Origin of the sequence: Salmonella enterica subsp. diarizonae (genome assembly GCF_008692785.1) — a bacterium.
Classification (GTDB): Bacteria; Pseudomonadota; Gammaproteobacteria; order Enterobacterales; family Enterobacteriaceae; genus Salmonella; species Salmonella diarizonae.
In genome coordinates, this window is sequence record NZ_VXJV01000003.1 from 295,131 (window position 1) to 319,104 (window position 23,974).

20 protein-coding genes and 1 pseudogene are annotated in these 23,974 nt (G+C 53.3%); 14 read left to right on the forward strand and 7 right to left on the reverse strand.

From position 1 onward, the window contains the following. Nucleotides 1–87: 87 nt before the first annotated feature. The 5 genes from ugpB to ugpQ all read left to right on the forward strand — a co-directional run bounded on the left by ugpB (nucleotide 88) and on the right by ugpQ (nucleotide 5,310). A complete protein-coding gene (gene ugpB, locus F4V72_RS08370; protein ID WP_150342444.1) occupies nucleotides 88–1,404 on the forward strand; it encodes a sn-glycerol-3-phosphate ABC transporter substrate-binding protein UgpB in 1,317 nt (438 codons plus the stop codon). Nucleotides 1,405–1,504: 100 nt separating this feature from the next. Then, on the forward strand, nucleotides 1,505–2,392 hold the full coding sequence (gene ugpA, locus F4V72_RS08375) for a sn-glycerol-3-phosphate ABC transporter permease UgpA (protein ID WP_136057959.1): 888 nt from the start codon (nucleotides 1,505–1,507) through the stop codon (nucleotides 2,390–2,392). Continuing rightward, nucleotides 2,389–3,234, forward strand: coding sequence for a sn-glycerol-3-phosphate ABC transporter permease UgpE (gene ugpE, locus F4V72_RS08380; RefSeq protein WP_000572196.1), 846 nt, complete (start codon nucleotides 2,389–2,391; stop codon nucleotides 3,232–3,234). Before ugpA ends, ugpE begins: the two co-directional genes overlap by 4 nt. A gap of 268 nt (nucleotides 3,235–3,502) precedes the next feature. Continuing rightward, nucleotides 3,503–4,573, forward strand: coding sequence for a sn-glycerol-3-phosphate import ATP-binding protein UgpC (locus F4V72_RS08385; protein WP_000907838.1), 1,071 nt, complete (start codon nucleotides 3,503–3,505; stop codon nucleotides 4,571–4,573). Beyond that, entirely contained in the window at nucleotides 4,570–5,310 is a 741-nt protein-coding gene (gene ugpQ / locus F4V72_RS08390; RefSeq protein WP_085347565.1) for a glycerophosphodiester phosphodiesterase, read from the forward strand. Before F4V72_RS08385 ends, ugpQ begins: the two co-directional genes overlap by 4 nt. On the opposite strand, the gene F4V72_RS08395 is transcribed toward ugpQ, so the two are convergent. Then, nucleotides 5,307–5,723, reverse strand: a complete 417-nt coding sequence (locus F4V72_RS08395) for a DUF2756 family protein (RefSeq protein WP_136057960.1) — start codon at nucleotides 5,721–5,723, stop codon at nucleotides 5,307–5,309. The two genes, ugpQ and F4V72_RS08395, sit on opposite strands and share 4 nt — an antisense overlap. Before the next feature lie 125 nt (nucleotides 5,724–5,848). Between F4V72_RS08395 and ggt the strand changes: the two genes are divergently transcribed. Continuing rightward, the gene (ggt, locus tag F4V72_RS08400) at nucleotides 5,849–7,591 is read left to right on the forward strand and encodes a gamma-glutamyltransferase (protein ID WP_136057961.1); all 1,743 of its coding nucleotides are present in this window, start codon (nucleotides 5,849–5,851) and stop codon (nucleotides 7,589–7,591) included. 38 nt (nucleotides 7,592–7,629) lie between these two features. Here the strand turns inward: ggt and F4V72_RS08405 are convergent, their stop codons facing one another. The 5 genes from F4V72_RS08405 to yhhY form a co-directional block, all read right to left on the reverse strand. After that, on the reverse strand, nucleotides 7,630–8,664 hold the full coding sequence (locus tag F4V72_RS08405; RefSeq protein WP_063390888.1) for a phosphotriesterase-related protein: 1,035 nt from the start codon (nucleotides 8,662–8,664) through the stop codon (nucleotides 7,630–7,632). After that, nucleotides 8,661–9,632, reverse strand: coding sequence for a DMT family transporter (locus tag F4V72_RS08410; protein WP_136057962.1), 972 nt, complete (start codon nucleotides 9,630–9,632; stop codon nucleotides 8,661–8,663). Before F4V72_RS08410 ends, F4V72_RS08405 begins: the two co-directional genes overlap by 4 nt. A gap of 51 nt (nucleotides 9,633–9,683) precedes the next feature. Continuing rightward, nucleotides 9,684–10,445, reverse strand: a complete 762-nt coding sequence (locus F4V72_RS08415) for a glutamine amidotransferase (RefSeq protein ID WP_023247841.1) — start codon at nucleotides 10,443–10,445, stop codon at nucleotides 9,684–9,686. 12 nt (nucleotides 10,446–10,457) lie between these two features. Then, on the reverse strand, nucleotides 10,458–11,672 hold the full coding sequence (locus F4V72_RS08420) for a PfkB family carbohydrate kinase (RefSeq protein ID WP_080168269.1): 1,215 nt from the start codon (nucleotides 11,670–11,672) through the stop codon (nucleotides 10,458–10,460). 233 nt (nucleotides 11,673–11,905) lie between these two features. Continuing rightward, nucleotides 11,906–12,394, reverse strand: coding sequence for an N-acetyltransferase (yhhY, locus tag F4V72_RS08425; RefSeq protein WP_023247843.1), 489 nt, complete (start codon nucleotides 12,392–12,394; stop codon nucleotides 11,906–11,908). Nucleotides 12,395–12,863: 469 nt separating this feature from the next. On the opposite strand from yhhY, the gene F4V72_RS08435 reads away from it, so the two are divergent. The 5 genes from F4V72_RS08435 to gntU all read left to right on the forward strand — a co-directional run bounded on the left by F4V72_RS08435 (nucleotide 12,864) and on the right by gntU (nucleotide 18,015). Then, the gene (locus F4V72_RS08435; RefSeq protein ID WP_136057963.1) at nucleotides 12,864–13,901 is read left to right on the forward strand and encodes an oxidoreductase; all 1,038 of its coding nucleotides are present in this window, start codon (nucleotides 12,864–12,866) and stop codon (nucleotides 13,899–13,901) included. Between the two features lie 122 nt (nucleotides 13,902–14,023). Further along, a complete protein-coding gene (locus tag F4V72_RS08440) occupies nucleotides 14,024–14,719 on the forward strand; it encodes a pirin family protein (RefSeq protein WP_023183670.1) in 696 nt (231 codons plus the stop codon). Nucleotides 14,720–15,010: 291 nt separating this feature from the next. Further along, the gene (gntR, locus tag F4V72_RS08445) at nucleotides 15,011–16,006 is read left to right on the forward strand and encodes a gluconate operon transcriptional repressor GntR (RefSeq protein ID WP_023247846.1); all 996 of its coding nucleotides are present in this window, start codon (nucleotides 15,011–15,013) and stop codon (nucleotides 16,004–16,006) included. A 138-nt stretch (nucleotides 16,007–16,144) separates the two neighbouring features. Beyond that, a complete protein-coding gene (gene gntK / locus F4V72_RS08450; RefSeq protein WP_023247847.1) occupies nucleotides 16,145–16,678 on the forward strand; it encodes a gluconokinase in 534 nt (177 codons plus the stop codon). Continuing rightward, nucleotides 16,675–18,015, forward strand: a complete 1,341-nt coding sequence (gntU, locus tag F4V72_RS08455) for a gluconate transporter (protein WP_070789469.1) — start codon at nucleotides 16,675–16,677, stop codon at nucleotides 18,013–18,015. Before gntK ends, gntU begins: the two co-directional genes overlap by 4 nt. A gap of 62 nt (nucleotides 18,016–18,077) precedes the next feature. Here gntU and F4V72_RS24765 read toward each other — a convergent pair. Then, a pseudogene (locus F4V72_RS24765) lies at nucleotides 18,078–18,173 on the reverse strand (MarC family protein); the annotation flags it as partial. Nucleotides 18,174–18,356: 183 nt separating this feature from the next. On the opposite strand from F4V72_RS24765, the gene asd reads away from it, so the two are divergent. The 3 genes from asd (at nucleotide 18,357) to glgX (ending at nucleotide 23,971) form a co-directional block, all read left to right on the forward strand. Continuing rightward, nucleotides 18,357–19,463, forward strand: a complete 1,107-nt coding sequence (gene asd / locus F4V72_RS08465; protein WP_023247848.1) for an aspartate-semialdehyde dehydrogenase — start codon at nucleotides 18,357–18,359, stop codon at nucleotides 19,461–19,463. A gap of 348 nt (nucleotides 19,464–19,811) precedes the next feature. Further along, nucleotides 19,812–21,998, forward strand: a complete 2,187-nt coding sequence (gene glgB, locus F4V72_RS08470; protein WP_023247849.1) for a 1,4-alpha-glucan branching enzyme — start codon at nucleotides 19,812–19,814, stop codon at nucleotides 21,996–21,998. Continuing rightward, nucleotides 21,995–23,971 carry a glycogen debranching protein GlgX gene (glgX, locus tag F4V72_RS08475; RefSeq protein WP_080168270.1) on the forward strand — a complete coding sequence of 659 codons (1,977 nt, stop codon included), beginning with the start codon at nucleotides 21,995–21,997 and terminating at the stop codon, nucleotides 23,969–23,971. Before glgB ends, glgX begins: the two co-directional genes overlap by 4 nt. Nucleotides 23,972–23,974 lie beyond the last annotated feature (3 nt).

The window sequence follows — 23,974 nt, forward strand, 5'->3', positions numbered from 1 at the left end:
TTTTCTGTCATTCGAGCATGTCATGTTACCCCCGCGAACATAAAACGCGTGATATCGCGCATCCCGGCACAAAAAGAGAGATAACCGATGATATCGTTACGACATACAGCTTTAGGACTGGCGCTGAGTCTGGCATTTACGGGTCAGGCGTTGGCCGTCACCACTATTCCATTCTGGCATTCAATGGAAGGGGAGTTAGGCAAAGAAGTTGATTCACTGGCGCAACGTTTCAACCAGGCCAATCCGGATTACAAAATCGTTCCGGTCTATAAGGGGAACTATGAACAGAACCTGAGCGCCGGGATCGCGGCATTCCGTACTGGCAACGCGCCGGCAATATTGCAGGTTTATGAGGTTGGGACGGCGACCATGATGGCCTCGAAAGCCATTAAGCCGGTTTATGAAGTGTTTAAAGACGCCGGTATTAACTTTGACGAGTCCCAGTTTGTACCGACCGTTGCAGGCTACTACACCGATGCCAAAAGCGGGCATCTGCTCTCCCAGCCTTTTAACAGCTCTACCCCGGTGCTGTACTACAACAAAGACGCCTTTAAGAAAGCCGGTTTAGATCCGGAGCAGCCGCCGAAAACCTGGCAGGAGCTGGCTGACTATACCGCGAAACTGAGAGCGGCAGGCATGAAATGCGGTTACGCCAGCGGCTGGCAAGGCTGGATCCAACTGGAAAACTTCAGCGCCTGGAATGGTCTCCCCTTCGCCAGTAAAAACAATGGGTTTGACGGTACAGATGCGGTGCTGGAGTTTAATCAGCCAGAGCAGGTGAAACATATCGCGCTGCTGGAAGAGATGAATAAGAAAGGCGACTTTAGCTACGTTGGGCGTAAGGACGAGTCTACTGAGAAGTTTTATAACGGTGACTGCGCGATGACAACCGCGTCCTCCGGTTCGCTCGCCAATATCCGCCAGTATGCCAAATTCAACTATGGCGTGGGTATGATGCCGTACGACGCCGATATCAAGGGCGCGCCGCAAAACGCCATTATCGGCGGAGCCAGCCTGTGGGTCATGCAGGGTAAAGATAAAGAAACCTATACCGGCGTCGCCAAATTCCTCGATTTCCTGGCAAAACCGGAAAACGCCGCTGAATGGCATCAAAAAACTGGCTACCTGCCGATTACCACCGCTGCCTACGAACTGACCCGCGAGCAGGGTTATTACGATAAAAATCCCGGTGCGGATATCGCCACTCGGCAGATGTTGAATAAGCCGCCGTTACCCTTCACCAAAGGGCTGCGTCTGGGCAATATGCCGCAGATTCGTACCATCGTGGACGAAGAGCTGGAAAGTGTCTGGACCGGGAAGAAAACCCCACAACAGGCGTTGGATACCGCGGTGGATCGCGGGAATCAGTTGCTGCGTCGTTTTGAGAAAGCGAGTAAATCGTAATGTGTGGCATGCCCGGTGGCGCTGCGCTTACCGGGCCGACAAGACCATAGGCCGGGTCAGGCGAAGCCGCCACCCGGCGCTGTTCAGGAAAAACACCTTCATGTCATCATCCCGTCCGGTGTTCCGCTCGCACTGGCTGCCGTATTTACTGGTTGCCCCGCAGTTGGTTATCACCGTTATTTTCTTTATCTGGCCTGCGGGCGAAGCGCTGTGGTATTCGCTGCAAAGCGTCGATCCGTTTGGTTTTTCCAGCCAATTTGTCGGGCTGGAGAATTTCGTCGCGCTTTTTCACGACAGTTATTATCTCGACGCCTTCTGGACGACGATTAAATTCAGCGCGCTGGTCACGTTTAGCGGCCTGCTGGTCTCGCTGTTTTTCGCTGCCCTGGTGGATTACGTGGTCCGCGGCAGCCGTTTTTATCAGACGCTGATGTTGCTGCCTTATGCTGTCGCGCCCGCCGTCGCCGCCGTATTGTGGATTTTCCTGTTTAACCCGGGGCGGGGATTAATCACCCATTTCCTCGGCGAATTCGGCTATGACTGGAACCACGCGCAAAACAGCGGTCAGGCGATGTTCCTGGTGGTATTTGCATCAGTCTGGAAGCAGATTAGTTACAACTTTTTATTCTTCTTTGCCGCGCTGCAATCCATTCCCCGCTCGCTGGTGGAAGCGGCGGCCATTGACGGCGCCGGGCCGATTCGTCGTTTCTTCCGGCTTTCTTTGCCGCTTATCGCGCCGGTCAGTTTCTTCCTGTTGGTGGTCAACCTGGTGTATGCCTTTTTCGACACCTTCCCGGTGATCGACGCCGCGACCGCCGGCGGGCCGGTACAGGCCACCACGACGCTGATTTATAAGATCTATCGCGAAGGGTTTACCGGCCTGGATCTCTCGGCGTCCGCCGCGCAGTCGGTGGTGTTGATGTTCCTCGTCATCATTCTGACGGTGGTGCAGTTCCGCTATGTGGAAAGTAAGGTGCGTTACCAATGATAGAGAATCGTCGCGGGCTGACAATATTCAGCCATACCATGCTGATTCTGGGGATCGCGGTCATTTTGTTTCCGCTGTATGTCGCGTTTGTCGCGGCGACGCTGGACGACCGCGCGGTGTTTGAGACGCCGATGACGCTGCTTCCCGGTACGCAGTTACTGGAGAATATCAAAACTATTTGGGTCAACGGCGTCGGTGTTAATAGCGCGCCGTTCTGGCTGATGATGCTTAACAGTTTCATTATGGCGTTCAGCATTACGGTAGGCAAAATCACGGTGTCTATGCTTTCCGCATTCGCCATCGTCTGGTTTCGTTTTCCCCTGCGTAACCTGTTCTTCTGGATGATTTTTATCACCCTGATGCTGCCGGTTGAAGTGCGTATCTTTCCGACGGTGGAAGTTATCGCCAACCTGAAAATGCTCGACAGCTATGCCGGTCTGACGCTACCGCTGATGGCGTCCGCCACCGCCACCTTTCTGTTTCGTCAGTTCTTCATGACGCTTCCGGATGAACTGGTGGAGGCGGCCCGTATTGACGGCGCGTCGCCGATGCGCTTTTTCCGCGACATCGTGTTGCCGCTGTCGAAAACCAACCTGGCGGCGTTATTCGTCATCACCTTTATCTACGGCTGGAACCAGTATCTGTGGCCGCTGTTGATTATCACCGACGTGAATCTTGGCACTGCCGTAGCGGGTATCAAAGGGATGATCGCCACCGGCGAAGGCACCACGCAATGGAACCAGGTGATGGCCGCGATGCTGCTGACTCTGATTCCCCCGGTCGTAATTGTGTTAGCCATGCAACGGGCGTTTGTGCGTGGTTTAGTGGACAGTGAGAAGTAGGTTGTATCCCTTGATTATTCGTGACGTCGACGCTGAGCCGAAATCGCGTAATCAAGGCGGAGGATGATGGACATAGTGGGCCTATGTCCAAATCCGACAACGCAGAGTACGCGATTTCGGCACGCGTCCCACAGGGTTGGGGCTATTTTTGCCCAGTGCCGTGTTACTCGCGTCTAATTTGGGCCCACCAAACTTCGTCGCTCGTGCCTTGCCCTGGGCAAAAATAGCCGCCAGCGACGTTCATGAATAATCAGGGGATGCAACCTCTATGGCTGGTTTAAAACTACAGGCAGTAACCAAAAGCTGGGACGGCAAAACCCAGGTCATTCAACCGTTAACGCTGGACGTGGCGGATGGCGAATTTATCGTGATGGTCGGGCCGTCCGGCTGCGGCAAATCAACGTTGTTGCGGATGGTGGCCGGTCTGGAACGCGTGACCAGCGGCGATATCTGGATTGATCGCAAACGGGTCACCGAGATGGAGCCCAAAGATCGCGGCATCGCGATGGTATTTCAGAACTATGCTCTCTATCCCCATATGAGCGTAGAGGAGAACATGGCGTGGGGGCTGAAAATTCGCGGTATGAGCAAAGCGCATATTGAAGAACGTGTGCGGGAGGCTGCGCGCATTCTGGAGCTGGACGGCCTGCTTAAACGCCGTCCACGCGAGCTTTCCGGCGGTCAACGGCAGCGCGTGGCAATGGGGCGCGCGATCGTCCGCGAGCCGGCAGTCTTCTTATTCGACGAACCGCTCTCTAACCTCGACGCCAAGCTGCGCGTGCAGATGCGTCTGGAGTTACAACATCTGCATCGTCGCCTTCGTACCACCTCGCTCTATGTTACTCACGATCAGGTAGAGGCGATGACGCTGGCCCAGCGGGTGATGGTGATGAATAAAGGCGTCGCAGAACAGATTGGCACGCCGGTAGAGGTGTATGAAAAACCAGCCAGTCGCTTCGTGGCGAGCTTTATCGGCAGCCCGGCGATGAATCTGTTGGACGGCGTTATCAGCGCTTCCGGCGACCGTTTCGAATTGCCTGGCGGTCTGGCGTTGCCGATAGGTGCGGACTATCGGGGTCATGCCGGACGTAACATGACGCTGGGTATCCGCCCGGAGCATATTGCGTTAAGCTCGCAGGCGGAAGGCGGCGTGCCGCTAACGGTAGACACGCTGGAGATTCTGGGCGCGGATAATCTGGCGCATGGGCGCTGGGGCGATCAGAAACTGGTGGTGCGGTTGGCGCATCAGCAGCGCCCGGCGGCGGGCAGTACGCTATGGCTGCATCTGCCGGAACATCAGCGGCATCTTTTTGATGGCGAAACAGGACAACGTGTATGAGTAACTGGCCTTATCCCCACATTGTCGCCCATCGCGGCGGCGGTAAACTGGCGCCGGAAAACACTCTGGCGGCGATTGACGTGGGCGCGCGATACGGGCACACCATGATTGAGTTTGATGCCAGGCTGTCGAAAGACGGCGAAATTTTCCTGCTGCACGACGATAACCTGGAGCGCACCAGCAACGGTTGGGGTGTGGCGGGCGAGTTGAACTGGCAGGATTTATTGCGTGTGGACGCTGGCGGTTGGTTTAGCGGCGAATTTAAAGGCGAGCCGCTACCGTTGCTCTCGCAGGTGGCGGAGCGCTGCCGTAAACACGGCATGATGGCGAATATTGAGATCAAACCGACAACGGGGAGCGGAAGGCTAACAGGACGCGTCGTGGCGTTGGCCGCCCGCGAACTGTGGGCCGGGATGACGCCGCCGCTGCTTTCTTCCTTTGAGATAGAGGCGCTGGAAGCGGCGCAGGCAGCGGCGCCCGAGCTGCCGCGCGGGTTACTGCTGGATAAATGGCGTGCAGACTGGCGTGAACTGACGACCCGTCTGGGCTGTGTTTCCCTCCATCTCAACCATAAATTACTCGATGAGACGCGAGTGCAAGAAATTAAGGCCGCGGGTCTGCGGATTCTGGTGTATACCGTCAATCAGCCCCAGCGGGCGGCAGAGCTACTGCGCTGGGGCGTGGATTGTATCTGCACCGATCGTATTGATGACATCGGCCCTCACTTTCAGTTTTAAGGGCTGATGGTTTTCAGCGGGATGTCAGGCTGCGGCGTCCCGCTGTCCTGCTGCAACATTGGCTGGGAATGGTTTAGCATCCGGTCCGGATTTCCGCTGCCGCTGAGCATTCCGCCCTCCGTATTGGGCAGCGTTTGCTGACCGAGCATACCGTTGCCCGGCTGTCCCTGCTGAACCCGCTGCGTATTAGCATTCAACTGCGACTGTAGATTTTGCTGCTGGCTGCGCGCCTGCGTTTGCAGCTGTTGTTTCAACATACCCTGCTGCTGAATCTGCTGCGTTTGCATCTGCGTCTGCATACGCTGCTGGCTTGGGATCTGATAACCTGGCTGATGAGGATTATTCAGTGTATTAATTGGCTGGGCCAATACCGCAAATGGTAACAAAGCCGTAATAAGTAGTAAGCGTTTCATTGTCGTCTCCTCCCGATGAGGCCTCTTTTTAAGTGTACCTCTATTTCGCCATGATGATGATTTTTTAAGCGTTGTGGACCAGGATTAAACGGGACATACACCCCTTTATCTGGAGAAAAACAACGATGAAACCAACGTTTATGCGCTGGGTGGCGATCGCCGCTCTGCTGACCGGGGGGACGTTTAGCGCGGTGGCCAATCCTCCCGTCGCGCCGCCAGTCTCCTATGGTGTTGAAGAAGATGTCTTTCATCCTGTGCGGGCTACGCAGGGGATGGTGGCGTCCGTGGATGCAATGGCGACACAGGTTGGCATGGATATCTTAAAGCAGGGCGGTAATGCCGTAGATGCCGCTGTCGCCGTGGGCTATGCGCTGGCGGTCACGCATCCGCAAGCCGGGAATTTGGGCGGCGGGGGATTTATGCTGTTGCGCACTAAAGATGGCGCTACTACGGCGATCGATTTTCGTGAAATGGCACCTGCTGGCGCCACGCGCGATATGTTCCTTGATGAACAGGGCAACCCGGACAGTAAAAAATCGCTGACGTCGCCTCTCGCATCCGGTACGCCTGGCACCGTCGCGGGACTCTCGTTGGCGCTGGAAAAGTACGGCTCCCTGCCGCTCAACAGCGTGGTGCGTCCGGCCATTAAACTGGCGCAAGAGGGATTTATTGTTAACGATGCGCTGGCTGACGATCTCAAAACCTACGGCAGTGAAGTGCTCCCTCATCATGAGAACAGTAAAGCAATTTTCTGGAAAGACGGCGAGCCGCTAAAGAAGGGAGACAAACTGGTACAACAGGACCTGGCGAACAGTCTGACAATGATTGCGGAAAATGGTCCGGATGCCTTCTATAAAGGCGAGATTGCCCGCCAGATAGCCCAGCAGATGCAGCAAAACGGCGGACTGATTACCACAGACGATCTGGCGGCCTATCAGGCGGTAGAACGAACGCCTGTTAGCGGCGAGTATCGTGGGTATCAGATTTTCTCTATGCCGCCGCCGTCTTCCGGTGGAATTCATATCGTCCAGATCCTGAATATCCTCGAAAATTTCGATATGAATAAATATGGATTCGGCAGCGCGGACGCTATACAAATAATGGCGGAGGCAGAGAAATATGCCTATGCCGACCGTTCGGAATATTTAGGCGATCCGGATTTTGTTAACGTACCGTGGCAGGCGTTAACCAGCAAAACGTATGCAAAATCTATTGCTGGACAGATAGATATTAATAAAGCAAAACCGTCGAGTGAAATTCGCCCTGGCAAACTGGCCCCGTATGAAAGCGATCAGACGACGCATTTCTCAGTGGTGGATAAAGACGGCAATGCTGTGGCGGTGACCTATACCCTGAATACCACCTTCGGTACAGGAATTGTGGCGGGAAATACCGGTATTTTGCTAAATAATCAAATGGATGATTTTTCCGCTAAACCTGGTGTACCCAATGTTTATGGCCTGGTGGGCGGTGAGGCGAATGCGGTCGGACCGAAAAAACGTCCGCTGTCGTCGATGTCGCCCACTATCGTCGTTAAAGATGGCAAAACCTGGCTGGTGACCGGCAGTCCTGGCGGTAGCCGTATTATTACTACCGTACTGCAAATGGTGGTCAATACTATTGATTTTGGCATGAATGTCGCGGAAGCGACCAACGCGCCGCGTTTCCATCATCAATGGTTGCCGGATGAACTGCGGGTAGAAAAAGGCTTCAGCCCCGATACGCTGAAGTTGCTGGAACAGAAAGGGCAGAAAGTCGCGCTGAAAGAAGCGATGGGAAGCACCCAAAGTATAATGGTTGGACCGGATGGCGAACTGTACGGTGCGTCCGACCCGCGTTCGGTGGATGATTTAACGGCGGGATATTAAGGGAATGACCCGGCGTATGCCGCCGGGTCTGAAACAATTCAGGCGGTAAGCAGGCGCGCCGGATTATCGATACACAGTTTACGTAATGTGGCGCCGTCAATGCCCCGCTCGGCCAGATAGGCCAGGAAAACATTGGGCACAAAGCCCCAGCCGTTACCGCCATTTTTTGCCCACATCTGTTTCAGGAACACATCGTGACTGAGCACGAGCTGGTCGGCGTAACCAAGCTCAATAAGATGGGCGACGGCATCCGCGGTCTCCTGTACGCCAGGCGCAACGCCCTCGTTGGGGAAGGTGATATCGAGCCCAATCATATCGAACTCCAGCCACACGCCCCGATCCAACAGGCTCCGCTGATAGGACACGTCCTTACCGGAAGGATCGGAATGGGCAAGCGACACTTTGCCAGGGGCGACTTTCATCTCATCAAGGACAATCGCCAGCACCTCCTCGCCTCGTCTGAGCCAACCCGGCATATGAATATTCATCGCCACCTGCGGGTTATTGTTTTGCGCCAGCGACGCCGCGCGCAGGCTATTACGCTCTGCGTCGGTAAAGGCTGGCGAGACGCCGATTTCGCCAATCATTCCGGCACGGATATCGGTATCGCCAATTCCCTGATTCAGTTCTTTGTCGATGCGCGCCGCCAGTTTATCAATCGGTTGGTGAATGCGGCTACTTTCGAATTTTTCCAGATAAGGCCCGGATGAGGCCACAATGTTAAGGCCAGTTTGCAGCGCCACGTCCCGCAGCGCTTGCGCATCGCGTCCGATAGATTCGGAACCCGTGGCGTCAACAATCGTCCTGCCGCCCAGCGCCATAAAATTGTTCACTTCAAAAATCACATCTTGAATAGGCTTTTTATCCATATTATCGGCGCAACAGTAGGGGTCATGTTTAAGTCCCCACTGTAATTCCGCGCTCACTTTTTTGCCGACTAATTGTTCTGAGAAGGCATAACAGGGTTTATCCACGACGGAAGAGAGATCGTTAAACAGATGCTCATGCGGGAGCGTAAGTCCCATGTCGGCCTGCGCAATCGGGCCTGTTACGGTTTGCAGATAACCTTTCATCCTGAGACCTCCATCTTATTGACGGCTTTCGATGCTCTGTATTCCGGAATGGTGGTGACAATCGCACCGACCAAAGCAAACAGAGTGCCGATAATGGTGACTAAATAAACGGTATTACCTAATGAAGGAATTAATTTATCAATCAATACAGACCCCAGTAACTGACCCGCCGTGGACGCGACGCCTAACATTAACAGCCCCAGACCCCGGACCAGGATCGCCATCAGGCCGATGGACATCAGCCCCAGCGGGCCGCCGAGATACATCCACCAGACGTCCGGCAACTGGACGCTGACATGCCCTGACGCGACGCGAATCGCCAGCGCTGCGCCAAGCACGCAAAAGCCGACAATAAAATTCCAGGTAATGGAGACAAGCATTGAGCCGGTGGCTTCCGCCACTTTGGCGTTACCAGCGGGCTGCCAGCCTGCCAGCAGCCCCGCCAGAAATGGCAGGATGGCCAGCAAAATAAAAGAGGTTGAGTGCCACTGCGGAGAGACGACAAATATCGTGGCGATAACGGCAAAAAGCGCGCCGGTGATACGCCAGGGCGTAAAAAGCTTTTTCTCATCCACGCCGATACCAAAGCGATCGCAAAGCAGACCGGAGAGCAACAAGGCCGAAATTAATGCGGTCTGAAAGGTGGCTACGCCAAGCGCGCTGGCGGAAGCGCCTTCGGAAAATACCACCATTGCGCCGCACAGACCAGCAAACCAGTTCCACAGAGGTACTTTTTTATTTTTAATCAGCGAAGGGATCGCGGCAAATTGCTGGCGCGTCTCCTTGCGGGCCATAATAATAAAAAACATCACCACCAGACCGCTGGCAAAAGAGATGACCGCACACGCATTGCCATCCTGTAACCAGTGTCCAAGCTGACCGTTAACCGCTGATTGCATAGGCGAAAGCATACCCGCGAGAATAGTGGCAATCATCAGCAAGGGAGTTGAGTACTTATTTTTTTTCATACATCAATCCTTTTATTTAGCAAAGGAGTAACCCGCGTTACTCCCGTATTGTTATCGTTTGGCGATAAATTTAAGCGTGTTGACCCACAGGTCGGTGTAAAACGGCCATGCCATAAATTGCTGTGTTCCCCAGTGCGGCGCGCAGTCGCTCATAAAGCAAGCGGTTTTCCCGTGGTGATATTCGCCGAAGACCAGTAAGGGGTCGTTATTGATGGTTAACACCACGGCGGTATTTTCTTTCGCGACAGCCTGGTTATATCCCAGAAAAGGAGGATAATCAGAAAAGCCTTTAATAACCGGGTGTTCAGGGTTTTCAACCTGAGCATAGACGCCCTCCGGTTTTTCAACGCGATCGTCGCCATCAGGCATCACTACCGGTAGTACCTCGGCCAGCGTCGTATTTTTATAATTTGCTTTTGCTTCAATTCCCATAAAGGAAAGGTAGCCGCCAATCATCAATAATCCGCCGCCGTTACGAACATACTCTTTGATTAACTCAAGGGCATTTGGTTTTATTCTTAGCTGATAGAAAGTGTCGTTTTGTAATAAAAAAGTGTTACTGCCGATGTCGCTGATCACGATAACGTCATAACGATTTAAATCGTCCACGCTTTCTGGAAAAGCGATTTGTACCGTATGTGCGGGCATATAGTCGACAGAAACACCTCCTTTTTTTAAACACGCCAGTAGCCAGGTGGCACCTTCTTCATATTTACTTGAGGTAAAGCTGTCATATCCTTTTGAATGGATCATATGGATATGCCAGGATTCTCCAATAAAGAGCACCTTTAACGTTGTGTTGGCATTATTCATTATTTACTCCTTTTAATGGCTAGAGATAGATTGCTGATATGATGTGCTCTGAATACGGTGAATGACGGATTCATGTTCCGGCATATCAGAGGCGTTAGCGGTCTCTACTGCCAGGGAGGCAAAGGCGCTGGCGTAGCACAGCGCAGACTCCAGCGGTTTGCCTTTGGCGAGGACTGAAGCGAGCGCGCCGTTAAACGCATCGCCTGCGCCCGCGGTATTTTTGACTACCGCCGGGAACGCTGGGGAATAGATAAATTTTCTCCCGTCATAGGCCAACGAACCTTTGCTGCCTAAAGTGATAATGGTGGTTTTTACACCTTTCTGGTGGATAATTTTTGCCGCCTCTCTGGCGGAGGCAATATCTGTAACCTCAATCCCTGCCAGGAGTCCGGCCTCTGTTTCGTTGGGCGTAATGTAATCAATATTTTCAATAATAGAATTAACCCCGTCGTTATACGGCGCTGGATTAATAATTACCGGGATACTGTTTTTTTGCGCCAGAGCGATGGCCTGGCGCAATGCGCTATAATTAGTTTCAAGCTGCAGAAGAACAATATTAGCGTTAATAATCGCTTCTTGTTGGATCACGACCTCATCTGGTGTAATAGTCATATTGGCGCCAGGATAGATAGCGATAACGTTATCTCCGGTGTCCTCATTAACCAGGATCGTTGCAGTACCGGTTTGCGTTCCCTGAGTCTGGTAAATAATGCTTTTATGTATTTTTGAGGCGTTCATAAAATTGATAGCATATTCGCTAAAATGATCCGCACCGACTTTAGTAATAAAATGTACGTCTGAGTCTGCGTAGCTTGCCGCCAACGCCTGGTTGCAGCCTTTTCCGCCGGGAGAAAAAATAAATTTATTGGCAAGCAGCGACTCGCCGACCGCGGGAAGCCTGGGCAAATAGCTGATTATGTCGACATTAAATGATCCAATTACACATACATGACTTTTCATATCGGAGCGACCCTTTTTTATGCCCTGTGTTTTTTCGTAATGTTCAAGTGCGTAAGCAATTTCGTTTTTCGCTACGTTATCCAGCGAATCGAGAGTTATAAACGCGCCGCCATGACAGCGGGTCAGGTAACCGAGTCTGGCCAATTCATTAAGATCTGAACGAATTGTCTCTTTTGTGACGTTCAGACTTTTCGCCAGAACAGAGACTTTTACGATCCCGGACGTGCCAATTTTTTTCAATATTTCATGGTGGCGTTCAAATTTCATGGTTCACCTCACCTGAGTTACGTTAATATCAGGGGAAGTATATTGTTGTGATAATCACCATAAAGTGACGGGCAAAAGCAAAAAAAAGCAAAAAGGAAGGGTGAAATTAGCTGTTGGCAAAATGCCAATAAAAATAGTGTGAGCAAGCTTCAGAAAAAATATAAAGATTCAGGATACAATCTGATAAAGAGTATGGATATTAATTTGGCCCCCAATAATGGGGGCCAAATTAATTATTTAATCCGCGCCATAAAATAGGCGTCAACGTATTCACCGTTGCGCAGACCGTATTTTTTGCCGGTGCCTTCAATTTCAAAACCAAACTTTTTGTAAAGCGCTACCGCAGGGGCATTATCGACAAATACAGTTAATTCAATACGTTCGACGCGCAGCCAGTTATCACACATATCGATCATGGCGCGGAGCAGCGCGCTGGCGACGCCACGATTTTGCCATTGCGCATCAACGCATATCCCAAAATCGGCAACGTGGCTGCGGCGTGGTCGCTGAATAACGTCAATGCTAAGGTGGCCAACGACGCTATTATCAATGCAGGCGACCAGCTGCTTAACGCCCGGCCGCTCGGCCAGCCGCTCTTGCCACATATGGCCGGAAGGGTAGGGAACCTGTAGGGTGTTGTGATATACCTCCGGCTGGGCATGAATATGACGGATAGCGTCGTAATCTTTCGGTTCAGCGTGGCGTATCACGATATCATTCATTACGGGTTCCTCAACGGGTTAATAACCCTTTCAACATCACTGACTTTCAAAAGGACGTCAACGCCTTTTTTTGCAAAAAAAGCTAGACAAGTGCGAATGAGAATGATTATTATTGCTTTGCGTTCAGGGGGACCTTGACGGAAAACCTGAAAGCACGACATTGCTCACATTGCTTCCAGTATTACTTTAGCCAGCCGGGTGCTGGCTTTTTTTTGGCTGGGTTTTGGGCTAGTTTGCTTGCCAGCTTAATCCCGGGCTGTGCTCGTAATCCTCACGTACTCTGTGTACGCTCCGGTTGCTGCGCGCAGGCCGTGAATAATCTGCCTGCGCCACTGACGCCCGATCTTTTGGCTGTATAACGCGCCAGGCCTGATAAGACTCCGCCGCCATCCGGCAAAGAATCCAACATTCAGTCTCAAGCGGCTTTGCGCTATGGTGTAGGTAATCACCTTTAAAAAAGGATCTGGCTATGACTTTACATTGCGCATTCATTGGTTTTGGTAAAAGCACCACCCGCTACCATCTTCCCTATGTTCTCAACCGTAAAGAGAGCTGGCATGTGGCGCACATCTTCCGCCGTCATGCGAAACCGGAAGAGCAGGCGCCTGCCTGGTCACATATCCATTTCACCAGCGATCTTGACGATGTGCTGAACGATCCGCAGGTGAAACTGGTGATCGTTTGCACCCACGCCGATAGCCACTTTGAATATGCAAAACGGGCGCTGGAAGCCGGTAAAAACGTGCTGGTGGAAAAACCCTTTACGCCGACGATGGTTGAAGCAAAGGTCTTGTTTGAACTGGCGCAAAGCAAAGGATTAATTGTGACGCCCTATCAGAACCGTCGCTTTGACTCTTGCTTCCTGACAGCTAAAAAAGTGATTGAGAGCGGGAAACTGGGCAAGATTGTCGAAATTGAAAGCCATTTCGATTATTACCGCCCGGTAGCGGAAACCAGGCCGGGACTGCCGCAGGATGGCGCCTTCTACGGTCTTGGCGTGCACACGATGGATCAAATTATTTCGTTGTTTGGCCGTCCGGATCATGTCGCGTATGACATTCGTAGCCTGCGTAATAAAGCGAATCCGGATGATACTTTCGAAGCGCAGTTATTTTACGGCGATCTGAAGGCGATCGTTAAAACCAGCCATTTGGTGAAAATTGACTACCCGAAATTTATCGTACACGGGACCAAAGGCTCGTTTGTGAAGTATGGTATCGATCAGCAAGAAACCAGCCTGAAAACGAACATTATGCCAGGCGAACCGGGTTTTGCGGTAGACGAATCTGTCGGTGTGCTGGAGTATGTCAGCGACGAAGGCGTAACCGTAAAAGAAGAGGTGAAACCGGAAACAGGTGACTATGGTCGCGTTTATGATGCCTTGTATGAGACGCTCACTACCGGCGCGCCAAATTACGTCAGGGAATCTGAGGTTCTCACCAATCTGGAGCTTCTGGAACGGGCATTTGAACAGGCTTCTCCCGCCACCATAACCCTTGCAAAATAAGTGTTATCGGCTCCTTTGAACTTATTCATATTTTTTGAACAGAGGAGTCAATTTTCACCCCCTATCATCATTGAAGGATTAGGTTCACACTCAATCCATCAACACGAATTGGGGTGAACACAATGATCTACTTACGCAAAGCAAACGACCGCGGTCATGCGAATCATGGCTGGCTTGACTCCTGGCATACCTTTTCTTTTGCCGATTATTACGATCCGAACTTTATGGGGTTCTCGGCGCTGCGTGTGATTAACGATGATGTGATTGACGCGGGCCAGGGGTTCGGCACTCACCCGCATAAAGACATGGAAATTTTGACCTATGTACTGGAAGGCGCCGTAGAACACCAGGACAGTATGGGCAATAAAGAACAGGTTCCGGCAGGCGAATTCCAGATTATGAGCGCCGGGACCGGCGTTCGCCACTCCGAGTACAACCCAAGCAAAACGGATCGTCTGCGGCTGTATCAGATCTGGATTATTCCGCAAGAAACAGGCATCACGCCGCGCTACGAACAGCGCCGCTTCGACGCCGCGCAGGGCAAGCAACTGGTGCTTTCACCAGATGCTCGCGACGGTTCGCTGAAGGTCCACCAGGATATGGCGCTGTATCGCTGGGCGATGGTGAAAGAGGAGCAGTCGGTGCATCAGATTGCCGCTGAGCGCCGCGTCTGGATACAGGTGGTAAAAGGTAACGTGACCATTAACGGCACCAAAGCGACGACCAGCGACGGCCTGGCGATTTGGGATGAGCAGGCAATCTCGATTCATGCCGACAGCGACAGCGAAGTGCTGCTGTTTGATCTGCCGCCGGTATAAAATACACGTCATCCTTCAGGCCGCATCTGTGTTGGCTTTCCTTACTCCCTCCGGTCACGTACTTTATGTACGCTCCCGGGGATTAATGAGGGACATCCTTGTCCCTCACCAGAGGCAACCTTCGGTTGTTCAAATTCGTTCCTGACGAATTTGTCACTGCGTCGCCGCCTTGATGCAACTCGAATGATTTTGTGTATTTCTCACAATAATGAACTCCTTTTTTCTCTGCGAAGGTTCACGCATGTCCGTGGTAAACTGGAAGAATCTATCCCTTTTATACCTTTCAGGACGATGAAAAAGAAAAGACCCGTACTTCAGGATGTGGCCGACCGTGTCGGCGTGACCAAAATGACGGTCAGCCGTTTTTTGCGTAATCCGGAGCAGGTCTCCGTCGCGCTGCGGGGTAAAATTGCGGCTGCGCTTGATGAGCTCGGGTACATTCCTAATCGCGCGCCAGACATTCTTTCCAACGCCACCAGCCGCGCCATTGGCGTTCTGCTGCCGTCTTTAACCAACCAGGTCTTTGCGGAAGTTTTACGCGGTATTGAAAGCGTCACCGATGCCCACGGGTATCAGACTATGCTGGCGCACTACGGCTATAAACCGGAGATGGAACAGGAGCGCCTGGAATCAATGCTCTCCTGGAATATCGACGGCCTTATCCTTACTGAGCGTACCCATACGCCGCGCACCTTAAAAATGATCGAAGTAGCCGGGATTCCGGTGGTTGAACTGATGGACAGCCAGTCGCCGTGTCTTGATATCGCCGTTGGTTTTGACAACTTTGACGCCGCCCGCCAGATGACCGCCGCGATTATCGCACGCGGCCATCGCCATATCGCCTATCTGGGGGCGCGCCTCGACGAACGTACTATCATCAAGCAGAAGGGCTATGAGCAGGCGATGCTGGACGCAGGCCTGGTTCCCTACAGTGTGATGATGGAGCAATCTTCATCCTACTCTTCCGGTATCGAACTCATGCGCCAGGCGCGACGCGAATATCCGCAGCTTGACGGTATTTTTTGCACCAACGATGACCTGGCGGTGGGCGCGGCCTTCGAATGCCAGCGCCTGGGACTAAAAATCCCGGACGATATGGCGATCGCCGGGTTCCACGGTCATGATATCGGCCAGGTGATGGAACCGCGTCTGGCAAGTGTCCTGACGCCGCGCGAGCGAATGGGCAGCATTGGGGCAGAACGTCTGTTGGCCCGCATTCGCGGCGAAACGGTCACGCCGAAAATGTTAGATTTAGGTTTCACCTTGTCACCGGGCGGATCTATTTAGTCTGACAACTTTGAAGTAGCTCACACTTATTCACTTTTGGCACGAATGGTCATTGCGTCGCGAATGGTGCGGCTGGACAATGTTACCGATAACAGTTACCCGTAACAAATTTTGCAACTTGTAGAGTGGGGGCCCGCTTTGAGCACGACTAATCATGATCACCACGTTTACGTTCTGATGGGCGTATCAGGCAGCGGTAAATCCGCTGTCGCAAGCGCCGTGGCGCATCAGCTTCATGCCGCGTTTCTGGACGGCGATTTTCTGCATCCGCGCTGCAATATTGAAAAAATGGCTTCCGGCGAGCCGTTGAATGATGATGACCGCAAACCGTGGTTGCAGGCGCTGAACGACGCCGCTTTCGCGATGCAGCGTACCAATAAAATCTCGCTGATCGTCTGTTCCGCGCTGAAAAAACACTATCGCGACCTGTTGCGCGAGGGAAACCCGAATCTCTCCTTTATCTATCTGAAAGGCGATTTCGACGTCATTGAAAGCCGTCTGAAAGCGCGTAAAGGCCATTTCTTCAAAACCCAGATGCTGGTGACGCAGTTTGAAACGCTGCAAGAGCCGGGTGCCGACGAACGCGATGTTCTGGTGGTGGATATCGACCAGCCGCTGGAAGGCGTCGTGGCGAGCACCATTGAGGCCATCAATAAAGGCAGTACGCTGTGAGTACATTAACACTGGTTTTAACCGCCGTCGGTTCTGTCTTACTGCTGCTGTTTCTGGTGATGAAAGCGCGTATGCACGCCTTCGTCGCATTGATGGTCGTCTCGATGGGCGCGGGGCTTTTTTCTGGTATGCCGCTTGATAAAATCGCCGCGACCATGGAAAAAGGGATGGGAGGTACGCTGGGCTTCCTGGCGATTGTGGTCGCGCTGGGGGCGATGTTCGGTAAAATCCTGCATGAAACCGGCGCGGTCGATCAGATTGCCGTTAGAATGCTTAAATCTTTTGGCCATAACCGCGCACACTATGCTATTGGCCTTGCCGGGCTGATTTGCGCGCTCCCGCTGTTCTTCGAAGTCGCGATCGTGCTGCTGATTAGCGTCGCGTTCTCAATGGCGCGTCATACCGGCACCAACCTCGTGAAGCTGGTCATTCCGCTATTTGCGGGGGTGGCGGCGGCGGCGGCGTTTTTGTTGCCTGGCCCCGCGCCGATGCTACTGGCTTCCCAGATGCATGCTGATTTCGGCTGGATGATTCTGATTGGTCTGTGCGCGGCGATCCCCGGCATGATTATCGCCGGGCCGCTGTGGGGGAATTTCATCAGCCGTTATGTTGAGCTGCGTATTCCTGACGACATTACCGAGCCGCATCTGGGAGAAGGCAAAATGCCTTCTTTCGGCTTCAGCCTGTCGCTCATCCTGCTACCGCTGGTGCTGGTGGGGCTGAAAACGATCGCCGCGCGTTTTGTGCCGGAAGGTTCCACCGCTTACGAATGGTTTGAGTTTATCGGTCACCCCTTTACCGCCATCCTGGTCGCATGTCTGGTGGCGATTTACGGCCTGGCGATGCGTCAGGGGATGCCGAAAGATAAAGTGATGGAAATCTGTGGTCACGCGCTGCAACCGGCGGGCATTATCCTGCTGGTCATTGGCGCAGGCGGAGTGTTCAAACAGGTGCTGGTCGATTCCGGCGTCGGCCCGGCGCTGGGCGAAGCGTTAACCGGTATGGGACTGCCGATTGCCATTACCTGCTTTGTGCTGGCGGCGGCGGTGCGCATCATTCAGGGTTCCGCGACCGTGGCGTGTTTAACCGCGGTCGGTCTGGTGATGCCGGTCATTGAGCAACTGAATTTCTCCGGTGCGCAGATGGCGGCGCTCTCTATCTGTATCGCTGGTGGTTCAATTGTGGTTTCTCATGTTAACGATGCCGGTTTCTGGTTGTTCGGTAAATTTACCGGCGCGACCGAAGCGCAGACGTTAAAAACCTGGACAATGATGGAAACTATCCTCGGCACGACAGGCGCGATTATCGGGATGATTGCGTTTCAGTTGCTGAGTTGAGTTTCACGTTACATATTGCTGCGAGCTTGTTCGCAGCAATCATTTTCTGTTTTTAAACCTCCCTGCAGTACACACATAAAAATAAGTAGATTTCCACGCTGATCCATAATCAGGATCAATAAAGTAGCGGCGGAAATGATTCCATTCCTAACGCAAATTCCCGGATAATCGCCACTGGACTTTCTGCTTGCGCGGTAAGGCAGGATAAGTCGCATTACTGATGGCTTCGCTATCATTGATTAATTTCACTTGCGACTTTGGCTGCTTTTTGTATGGTGAAGGATGCGCCACAGGATACTGGCGCGCATACACAGCACATCTCTTTGCAGGAAAAAAACGCTATGAAAAATGTTGGTTTTATCGGCTGGCGCGGAATGGTCGGCTCTGTTCTCATGCAACGCATGGTAGAGGAGCGCGATTTCGACGCTATTCGCCCTGTTTTCTTTTCTACCTCCCAGTTCGGACAGGCGGCGCCAACCTTCGGCGACACCGCTACCGGTACGCTACAGGACGCTTTTGATCTGGATGCGCTAAAAGCGCTCGATATTATCGTGACCTGCCAGGGCGGCGATTATACCAACGAAATTTATCCAAAGCTGCGCGAAAGCGGATGGCAAGGTTACTGGATTGACGCGGCTTCTACGCTGCGCATGAAAGACGATGCCATTATTATTCTCGACCCGGTCAACCAGGATGTGATTACCGACGGCCTGAATAATGGCGTTAAGACCTTTGTGGGCGGTAACTGTACCGTTAGCCTGATGTTGATGTCGCTGGGCGGTCTCTTTGCCCATAATCTCGTTGACTGGGTATCTGTCGCGACCTATCAGGCCGCCTCCGGCGGCGGCGCGCGCCATATGCGCGAGTTGTTAACCCAAATGGGTCAGTTGTATGGTCATGTCGCCGATGAACTGGCGACGCCTTCTTCCGCAATTCTTGATATTGAACGCAAAGTTACGGCATTGACCCGCAGCGGCGAGCTGCCGGTTGATAACTTTGGCGTACCGCTGGCGGGAAGCCTGATCCCCTGGATCGATAAACAGCTCGATAACGGCCAGAGCCGCGAAGAGTGGAAAGGCCAGGCGGAAACTAACAAGATTCTCAATACCGCATCTGTGATCCCGGTTGATGGTTTGTGCGTGCGCGTCGGCGCGCTGCGCTGTCACAGCCAGGCGTTCACCATTAAGCTGAAAAAAGAGGTATCCATTCCGACGGTAGAAGAACTGCTGGCGGCACATAATCCGTGGGCGAAAGTGGTGCCGAACGATCGTGATATCACTATGCGTGAATTAACCCCGGCGGCGGTGACCGGCACGTTGACTACGCCCGTTGGTCGCCTGCGTAAGCTGAACATGGGGCCGGAGTTCTTGTCGGCCTTTACCGTAGGCGACCAGTTGTTATGGGGCGCCGCGGAGCCGCTGCGTCGAATGCTGCGTCAGTTGGCGTAGCGGTAGCTGCCCGATGGCGTCGCGCTTATCCGGCCTACGTGCGGTTCTGTAGGCTGGATAAGGTGTAGTCGGCAATCAGAGATCTGATTGATATGTAGGGTGCATCGTCACCCTTTTTTTGCGTAATACAGGAGTAAACGCGGATGTTTCATTTTTTTATCAGGAGTTAAAGAGAGCATTGGCTATTCTTTAAGGGTAGCTTAATCCTACGGGTATTAAGCCTAACCTGAAGGTAGGACGACGCAGATAGGATGCACAGTGTGCTGCGCCGTTCAGGTCAAAGAAGTGTCACTACCTGATGTTGAATTCAGTTAGATGGAGTGACGCCACAAAACAGGATGACAAACCATGTCCAGTCGTATCGATAGAGACGTGATTAATGCGCTAATTGCAGGACATTTTGCGGACCCTTTTTCCGTACTCGGAATGCACCAGACCCAAGCCGGACTGGAAGTCCGCGCCCTATTACCTGACGCCACCGACGTATGGGTGATTGAACCCAAAACCGGACGTAAAGTCGGCAAACTGGAATGCCTCGACGCTCGCGGTTTTTTCTGCGGCGTTTTACCCCGACGTAAAAATTTCTTTCGCTATCAGCTCGCCGTAGTCTGGCACGGACAGCAGAACCTCATCGACGATCCTTACCGTTTTGGTCCATTAATACAGGAAATGGATGCCTGGCTATTGTCGGAAGGCACCCACCTGCGTCCTTATGAAACGCTGGGCGCGCACGCCGATACGATGGACGGCGTCACCGGCACCCGTTTTTCCGTTTGGGCGCCTAATGCTCGTCGCGTTTCGGTTGTAGGGCAATTCAACTATTGGGATGGGCGTCGCCACCCGATGCGTCTGCGCAAAGAGAGCGGTATTTGGGAGCTGTTTATCCCCGGCGCGCATAATGGACAACTGTATAAATTCGAGCTGCTTGATGCGAACGGTAATCTGCGCATTAAAGCCGATCCCTATGCTTTTGAGGCGCAGATGCGTCCGGAAACGGCGTCGATGATCTGCGGACTGCCGGAGAAAGTGACGCAAAGCGAAGAACGACAAAAAGCCAATCAGTTTGACGCGCCGATTTCGATTTATGAGGTGCATTTAGGTTCATGGCGTCGCCATACGGATAACAACTTCTGGCTGAGCTATCGTGAGCTGGCGGATCAGCTTGTGCCTTACGCCAAATGGATGGGTTTTACGCACCTGGAACTTTTGCCGGTCAACGAACATCCGTTCGACGGCAGTTGGGGCTACCAGCCGACCGGTCTCTACGCGCCGACCCGCCGTTTTGGTACGCGAGACGACTTCCGCTATTTCATCAATGCGGCCCATGCGGCGGGGCTCAACGTCATTCTCGACTGGGTGCCGGGCCATTTTCCGTCCGATGAATTTAGCCTCGCGGAGTTTGACGGGACCCACCTCTATGAGCACAGCGATCCGCGCGAGGGGTATCACCAGGACTGGAATACGCTGATCTACAACTATGGTCGTCGTGAAGTCAGTAATTATCTGGTGGGCAACGCCCTGTACTGGATGGAGCGTTTTGGGATTGATGCGCTGCGTGTCGATGCGGTGGCCTCTATGATCTACCGCGACTACAGCCGCAAAGAGGGCGAGTGGATACCGAACGAGTTCGGCGGTCGTGAAAACCTGGAAGCCATTGAGTTTCTGCGTAATACCAACCGCATTATTGGCGAGCAGGTGCCCGGCGCGGTCAGCATGGCGGAAGAGTCGACAGACTTCTCTGGCGTGACGCGTCCGCCGGAAACGGGCGGCCTGGGGTTTTGGTACAAGTGGAATCTGGGCTGGATGCACGACACGCTGGACTATATGAAACTGGACCCGGTGCACCGTCAGTATCATCACGACAAGCTGACCTTTGGTATGTTGTACAACCATACTGAAAACTTTGTTCTGCCGCTGTCGCACGATGAGGTGGTTCACGGTAAAAAATCCATTCTCGATCGCATGCCGGGCGATGCGTGGCAGAAGTTTGCCAACCTGCGCGCCTATTATGGCTGGATGTGGGCCTTCCCCGGAAAGAAACTGCTGTTTATGGGTAATGAGTTTGCCCAGGGACGCGAGTGGAACCATGACGCCAGCCTCGACTGGCACCTGCTGGAGGGGGGCGATAACTGGCACCACGGGGTTCAGCGTTTGGTGCGCGATCTCAACCACACCTATCGCCACCATAAAGCGCTGCATGAGCTGGATTTTGATGCTTACGGCTTTGAGTGGCTGGTGGTCGATGACAATGAACGCTCGGTACTGATTTTCGTGCGCCGCGATAAAGCCGGTAACGAAATCATCGTTGCCAGCAACTTCACGCCTGTTCCCCGTCACGACTACCGCTTTGGCATCAACCAGCCGGGACGCTGGCGTGAAATTCTCAATACCGACTCGATGCATTATCACGGTAGCAACACCGGCAATGGCGGCATGGTGCACAGCGATGAGATCGAAAGCCATGGTCGTCAGTACTCTCTTAGCCTGACGTTACCGCCGTTGGCGACGATCTGGCTGATGCGGGAGGGGGAATGACGCAGCTTGCGATCGGCGAAGCAACGCCGCATGGCGCAACGTATGACGGTCATGGCGTGAATTTCACGCTCTTTTCCGCCCATGCGGAGCGTGTGGAGCTGTGCGTCTTTAATTCCCGGGGGGATGAGCATCGCTACGACCTGCCAGGACGTAGCGGCGATGTCTGGCATGGTTATCTGGCAGGCGCCAGGCCAGGTTTGCGTTATGGCTATCGCGTACATGGCCCGTGGCAACCAGCGCAGGGGCATCGGTTTAATCCGGCGAAGTTACTGCTTGACCCTTATGCGCGCCGGGTCGAGGGCGAGCTAAAAGATCATCCGCTGTTGCACGGCGGACACGATGAACCGGACTACCGCGATAATGCGGCGATGGCGCCGAAAAGCGTGATAATCAGCGATCATTATGACTGGGAAGATGACGCTGCGCCGCGTACGCCGTGGGGAAAAACGGTCATCTATGAAGCTCATGTCAAAGGGCTTACCTACCTGCATCCGGAGCTCCCCCAGGAGATACGCGGCACCTATAAAGCGCTCGGTCATCCGGTCATGGTGGCGTACTTCAAACAGCTTGGCATTACGGCGCTGGAGCTGTTGCCGGTGGCGCAGTTTGCCAGCGAGCCGCGCCTGCAACGCATGGGACTGACCAACTATTGGGGTTATAACCCGATGGCGATGTTTGCGCTGCATCCCGCCTGGGCCAGTTCGCCCGAGACGGCGCTGGACGAGTTTCGCGATGCGGTGAAAGCGCTGCATCGCGCCGGGATTGAGGTCATTCTGGACATCGTATTAAACCATAGCGCCGAACTGGACCTGGACGGTCCAACTTTCTCCCTGCGCGGAATTGATAACCGTAGCTATTATTGGATAAAGGACGATGGCGATTATCACAACTGGACGGGGTGCGGCAACACGCTCAATTTAAGCCATCCCTGCGTGGTGGAATACGCGTGCGAGTGTCTGCGCTATTGGGTAGAAACCTGCCATGTCGATGGTTTTCGTTTTGATTTGGCGTCCGTCATGGGGCGAACGCCGACGTTTCGCCAGGATGCGCCGCTGTTCGCCGCGATTAAAGCATGTCCTGTGTTATCAACGGTCAAGCTGATTGCTGAACCGTGGGATGTTGGCGAGGGAGGGTATCAGGTCGGAAATTTTCCGCCGCCGTTTGCCGAGTGGAACGACCATTTTCGCGATGCGGCCCGCCGATTCTGGTTGCCGCGTAACCTGGCGACCGGGGAATTTGCCTGTCGTTTCGCCGCTTCCAGCGATGTGTTTAAACGCAATGGCCGCAAGCCCGGCGCCTCTGTCAATCTGATCACTGCGCATGACGGTTTTACGCTACGGGACTGTGTCTGTTTCAATCAGAAACACAATGAGGCGAACGGTGAGGAAAATCGCGACGGCACCAACAACAATTACAGCGACAATCATGGTAAAGAAGGATTAGGAGGTCCGCTTGATTTAATTGAGCGGCGGCGCGACAGCATTCATGCCCTGCTGGCGACGCTACTGCTCTCTCAAGGAACGCCGATGCTGCTGGCAGGCGATGAACACGGCCATAGCCAGCACGGCAACAATAACGCCTACTGTCAGGATAATGCCTTAACCTGGCTGGACTGGCAGCAGGCAAACCGTGGGTTAACCATGTTTACCGCCGCGCTGATTCGTTTGCGCCAGCAGATACCGGCTTTAACCGGCGATAGCTGGTGGGAAGAAGACGATGGCAACGTGCGTTGGCTTAATAAAAACGCGCAACCCTTGAGTGCGGATGAGTGGCAAAACGGACCTAAGCTGATGCAAATTCTACTGTCGGACCGTTTTCTGATTGCGATAAATGCCACGCTTGAGGTGACAGATATTGTTTTACCCAAAGGGGAATGGCGCGCCGTTCCCCCATTCGCTGGAGAGGATAATCCGGTGATAACGGCTGTCTGGCAGGGACCTGCGCATGGACTGTGTGTGTTCCAGAGAGGATAAAAA

Coding starts and splice junctions, on each gene's coding strand:
- glgB (WP_023247849.1), top strand. CDS start 19,812: ATGTCCAGTCGTATCGATAGAGACGTGATTAATGCGCTAATTGCAGGA.
- gntR (WP_023247846.1), top strand. CDS start 15,011: ATGAAAAAGAAAAGACCCGTACTTCAGGATGTGGCCGACCGTGTCGGC.
- yhhY (WP_023247843.1), bottom strand. CDS start 12,394: ATGAATGATATCGTGATACGCCACGCTGAACCGAAAGATTACGACGCT.
- ugpE (WP_000572196.1), top strand. CDS start 2,389: ATGATAGAGAATCGTCGCGGGCTGACAATATTCAGCCATACCATGCTG.
- F4V72_RS08385 (WP_000907838.1), top strand. CDS start 3,503: ATGGCTGGTTTAAAACTACAGGCAGTAACCAAAAGCTGGGACGGCAAA.
- ugpA (WP_136057959.1), top strand. CDS start 1,505: ATGTCATCATCCCGTCCGGTGTTCCGCTCGCACTGGCTGCCGTATTTA.
- asd (WP_023247848.1), top strand. CDS start 18,357: ATGAAAAATGTTGGTTTTATCGGCTGGCGCGGAATGGTCGGCTCTGTT.
- F4V72_RS08420 (WP_080168269.1), bottom strand. CDS start 11,672: ATGAAATTTGAACGCCACCATGAAATATTGAAAAAAATTGGCACGTCC.
- F4V72_RS08410 (WP_136057962.1), bottom strand. CDS start 9,632: ATGAAAAAAAATAAGTACTCAACTCCCTTGCTGATGATTGCCACTATT.
- F4V72_RS08405 (WP_063390888.1), bottom strand. CDS start 8,664: ATGAAAGGTTATCTGCAAACCGTAACAGGCCCGATTGCGCAGGCCGAC.
- F4V72_RS08415 (WP_023247841.1), bottom strand. CDS start 10,445: ATGAATAATGCCAACACAACGTTAAAGGTGCTCTTTATTGGAGAATCC.
- F4V72_RS08395 (WP_136057960.1), bottom strand. CDS start 5,723: ATGAAACGCTTACTACTTATTACGGCTTTGTTACCATTTGCGGTATTG.
- ugpQ (WP_085347565.1), top strand. CDS start 4,570: ATGAGTAACTGGCCTTATCCCCACATTGTCGCCCATCGCGGCGGCGGT.
- F4V72_RS08435 (WP_136057963.1), top strand. CDS start 12,864: ATGACTTTACATTGCGCATTCATTGGTTTTGGTAAAAGCACCACCCGC.
- glgX (WP_080168270.1), top strand. CDS start 21,995: ATGACGCAGCTTGCGATCGGCGAAGCAACGCCGCATGGCGCAACGTAT.
- ugpB (WP_150342444.1), top strand. CDS start 88: ATGATATCGTTACGACATACAGCTTTAGGACTGGCGCTGAGTCTGGCA.
- ggt (WP_136057961.1), top strand. CDS start 5,849: ATGAAACCAACGTTTATGCGCTGGGTGGCGATCGCCGCTCTGCTGACC.
- F4V72_RS08440 (WP_023183670.1), top strand. CDS start 14,024: ATGATCTACTTACGCAAAGCAAACGACCGCGGTCATGCGAATCATGGC.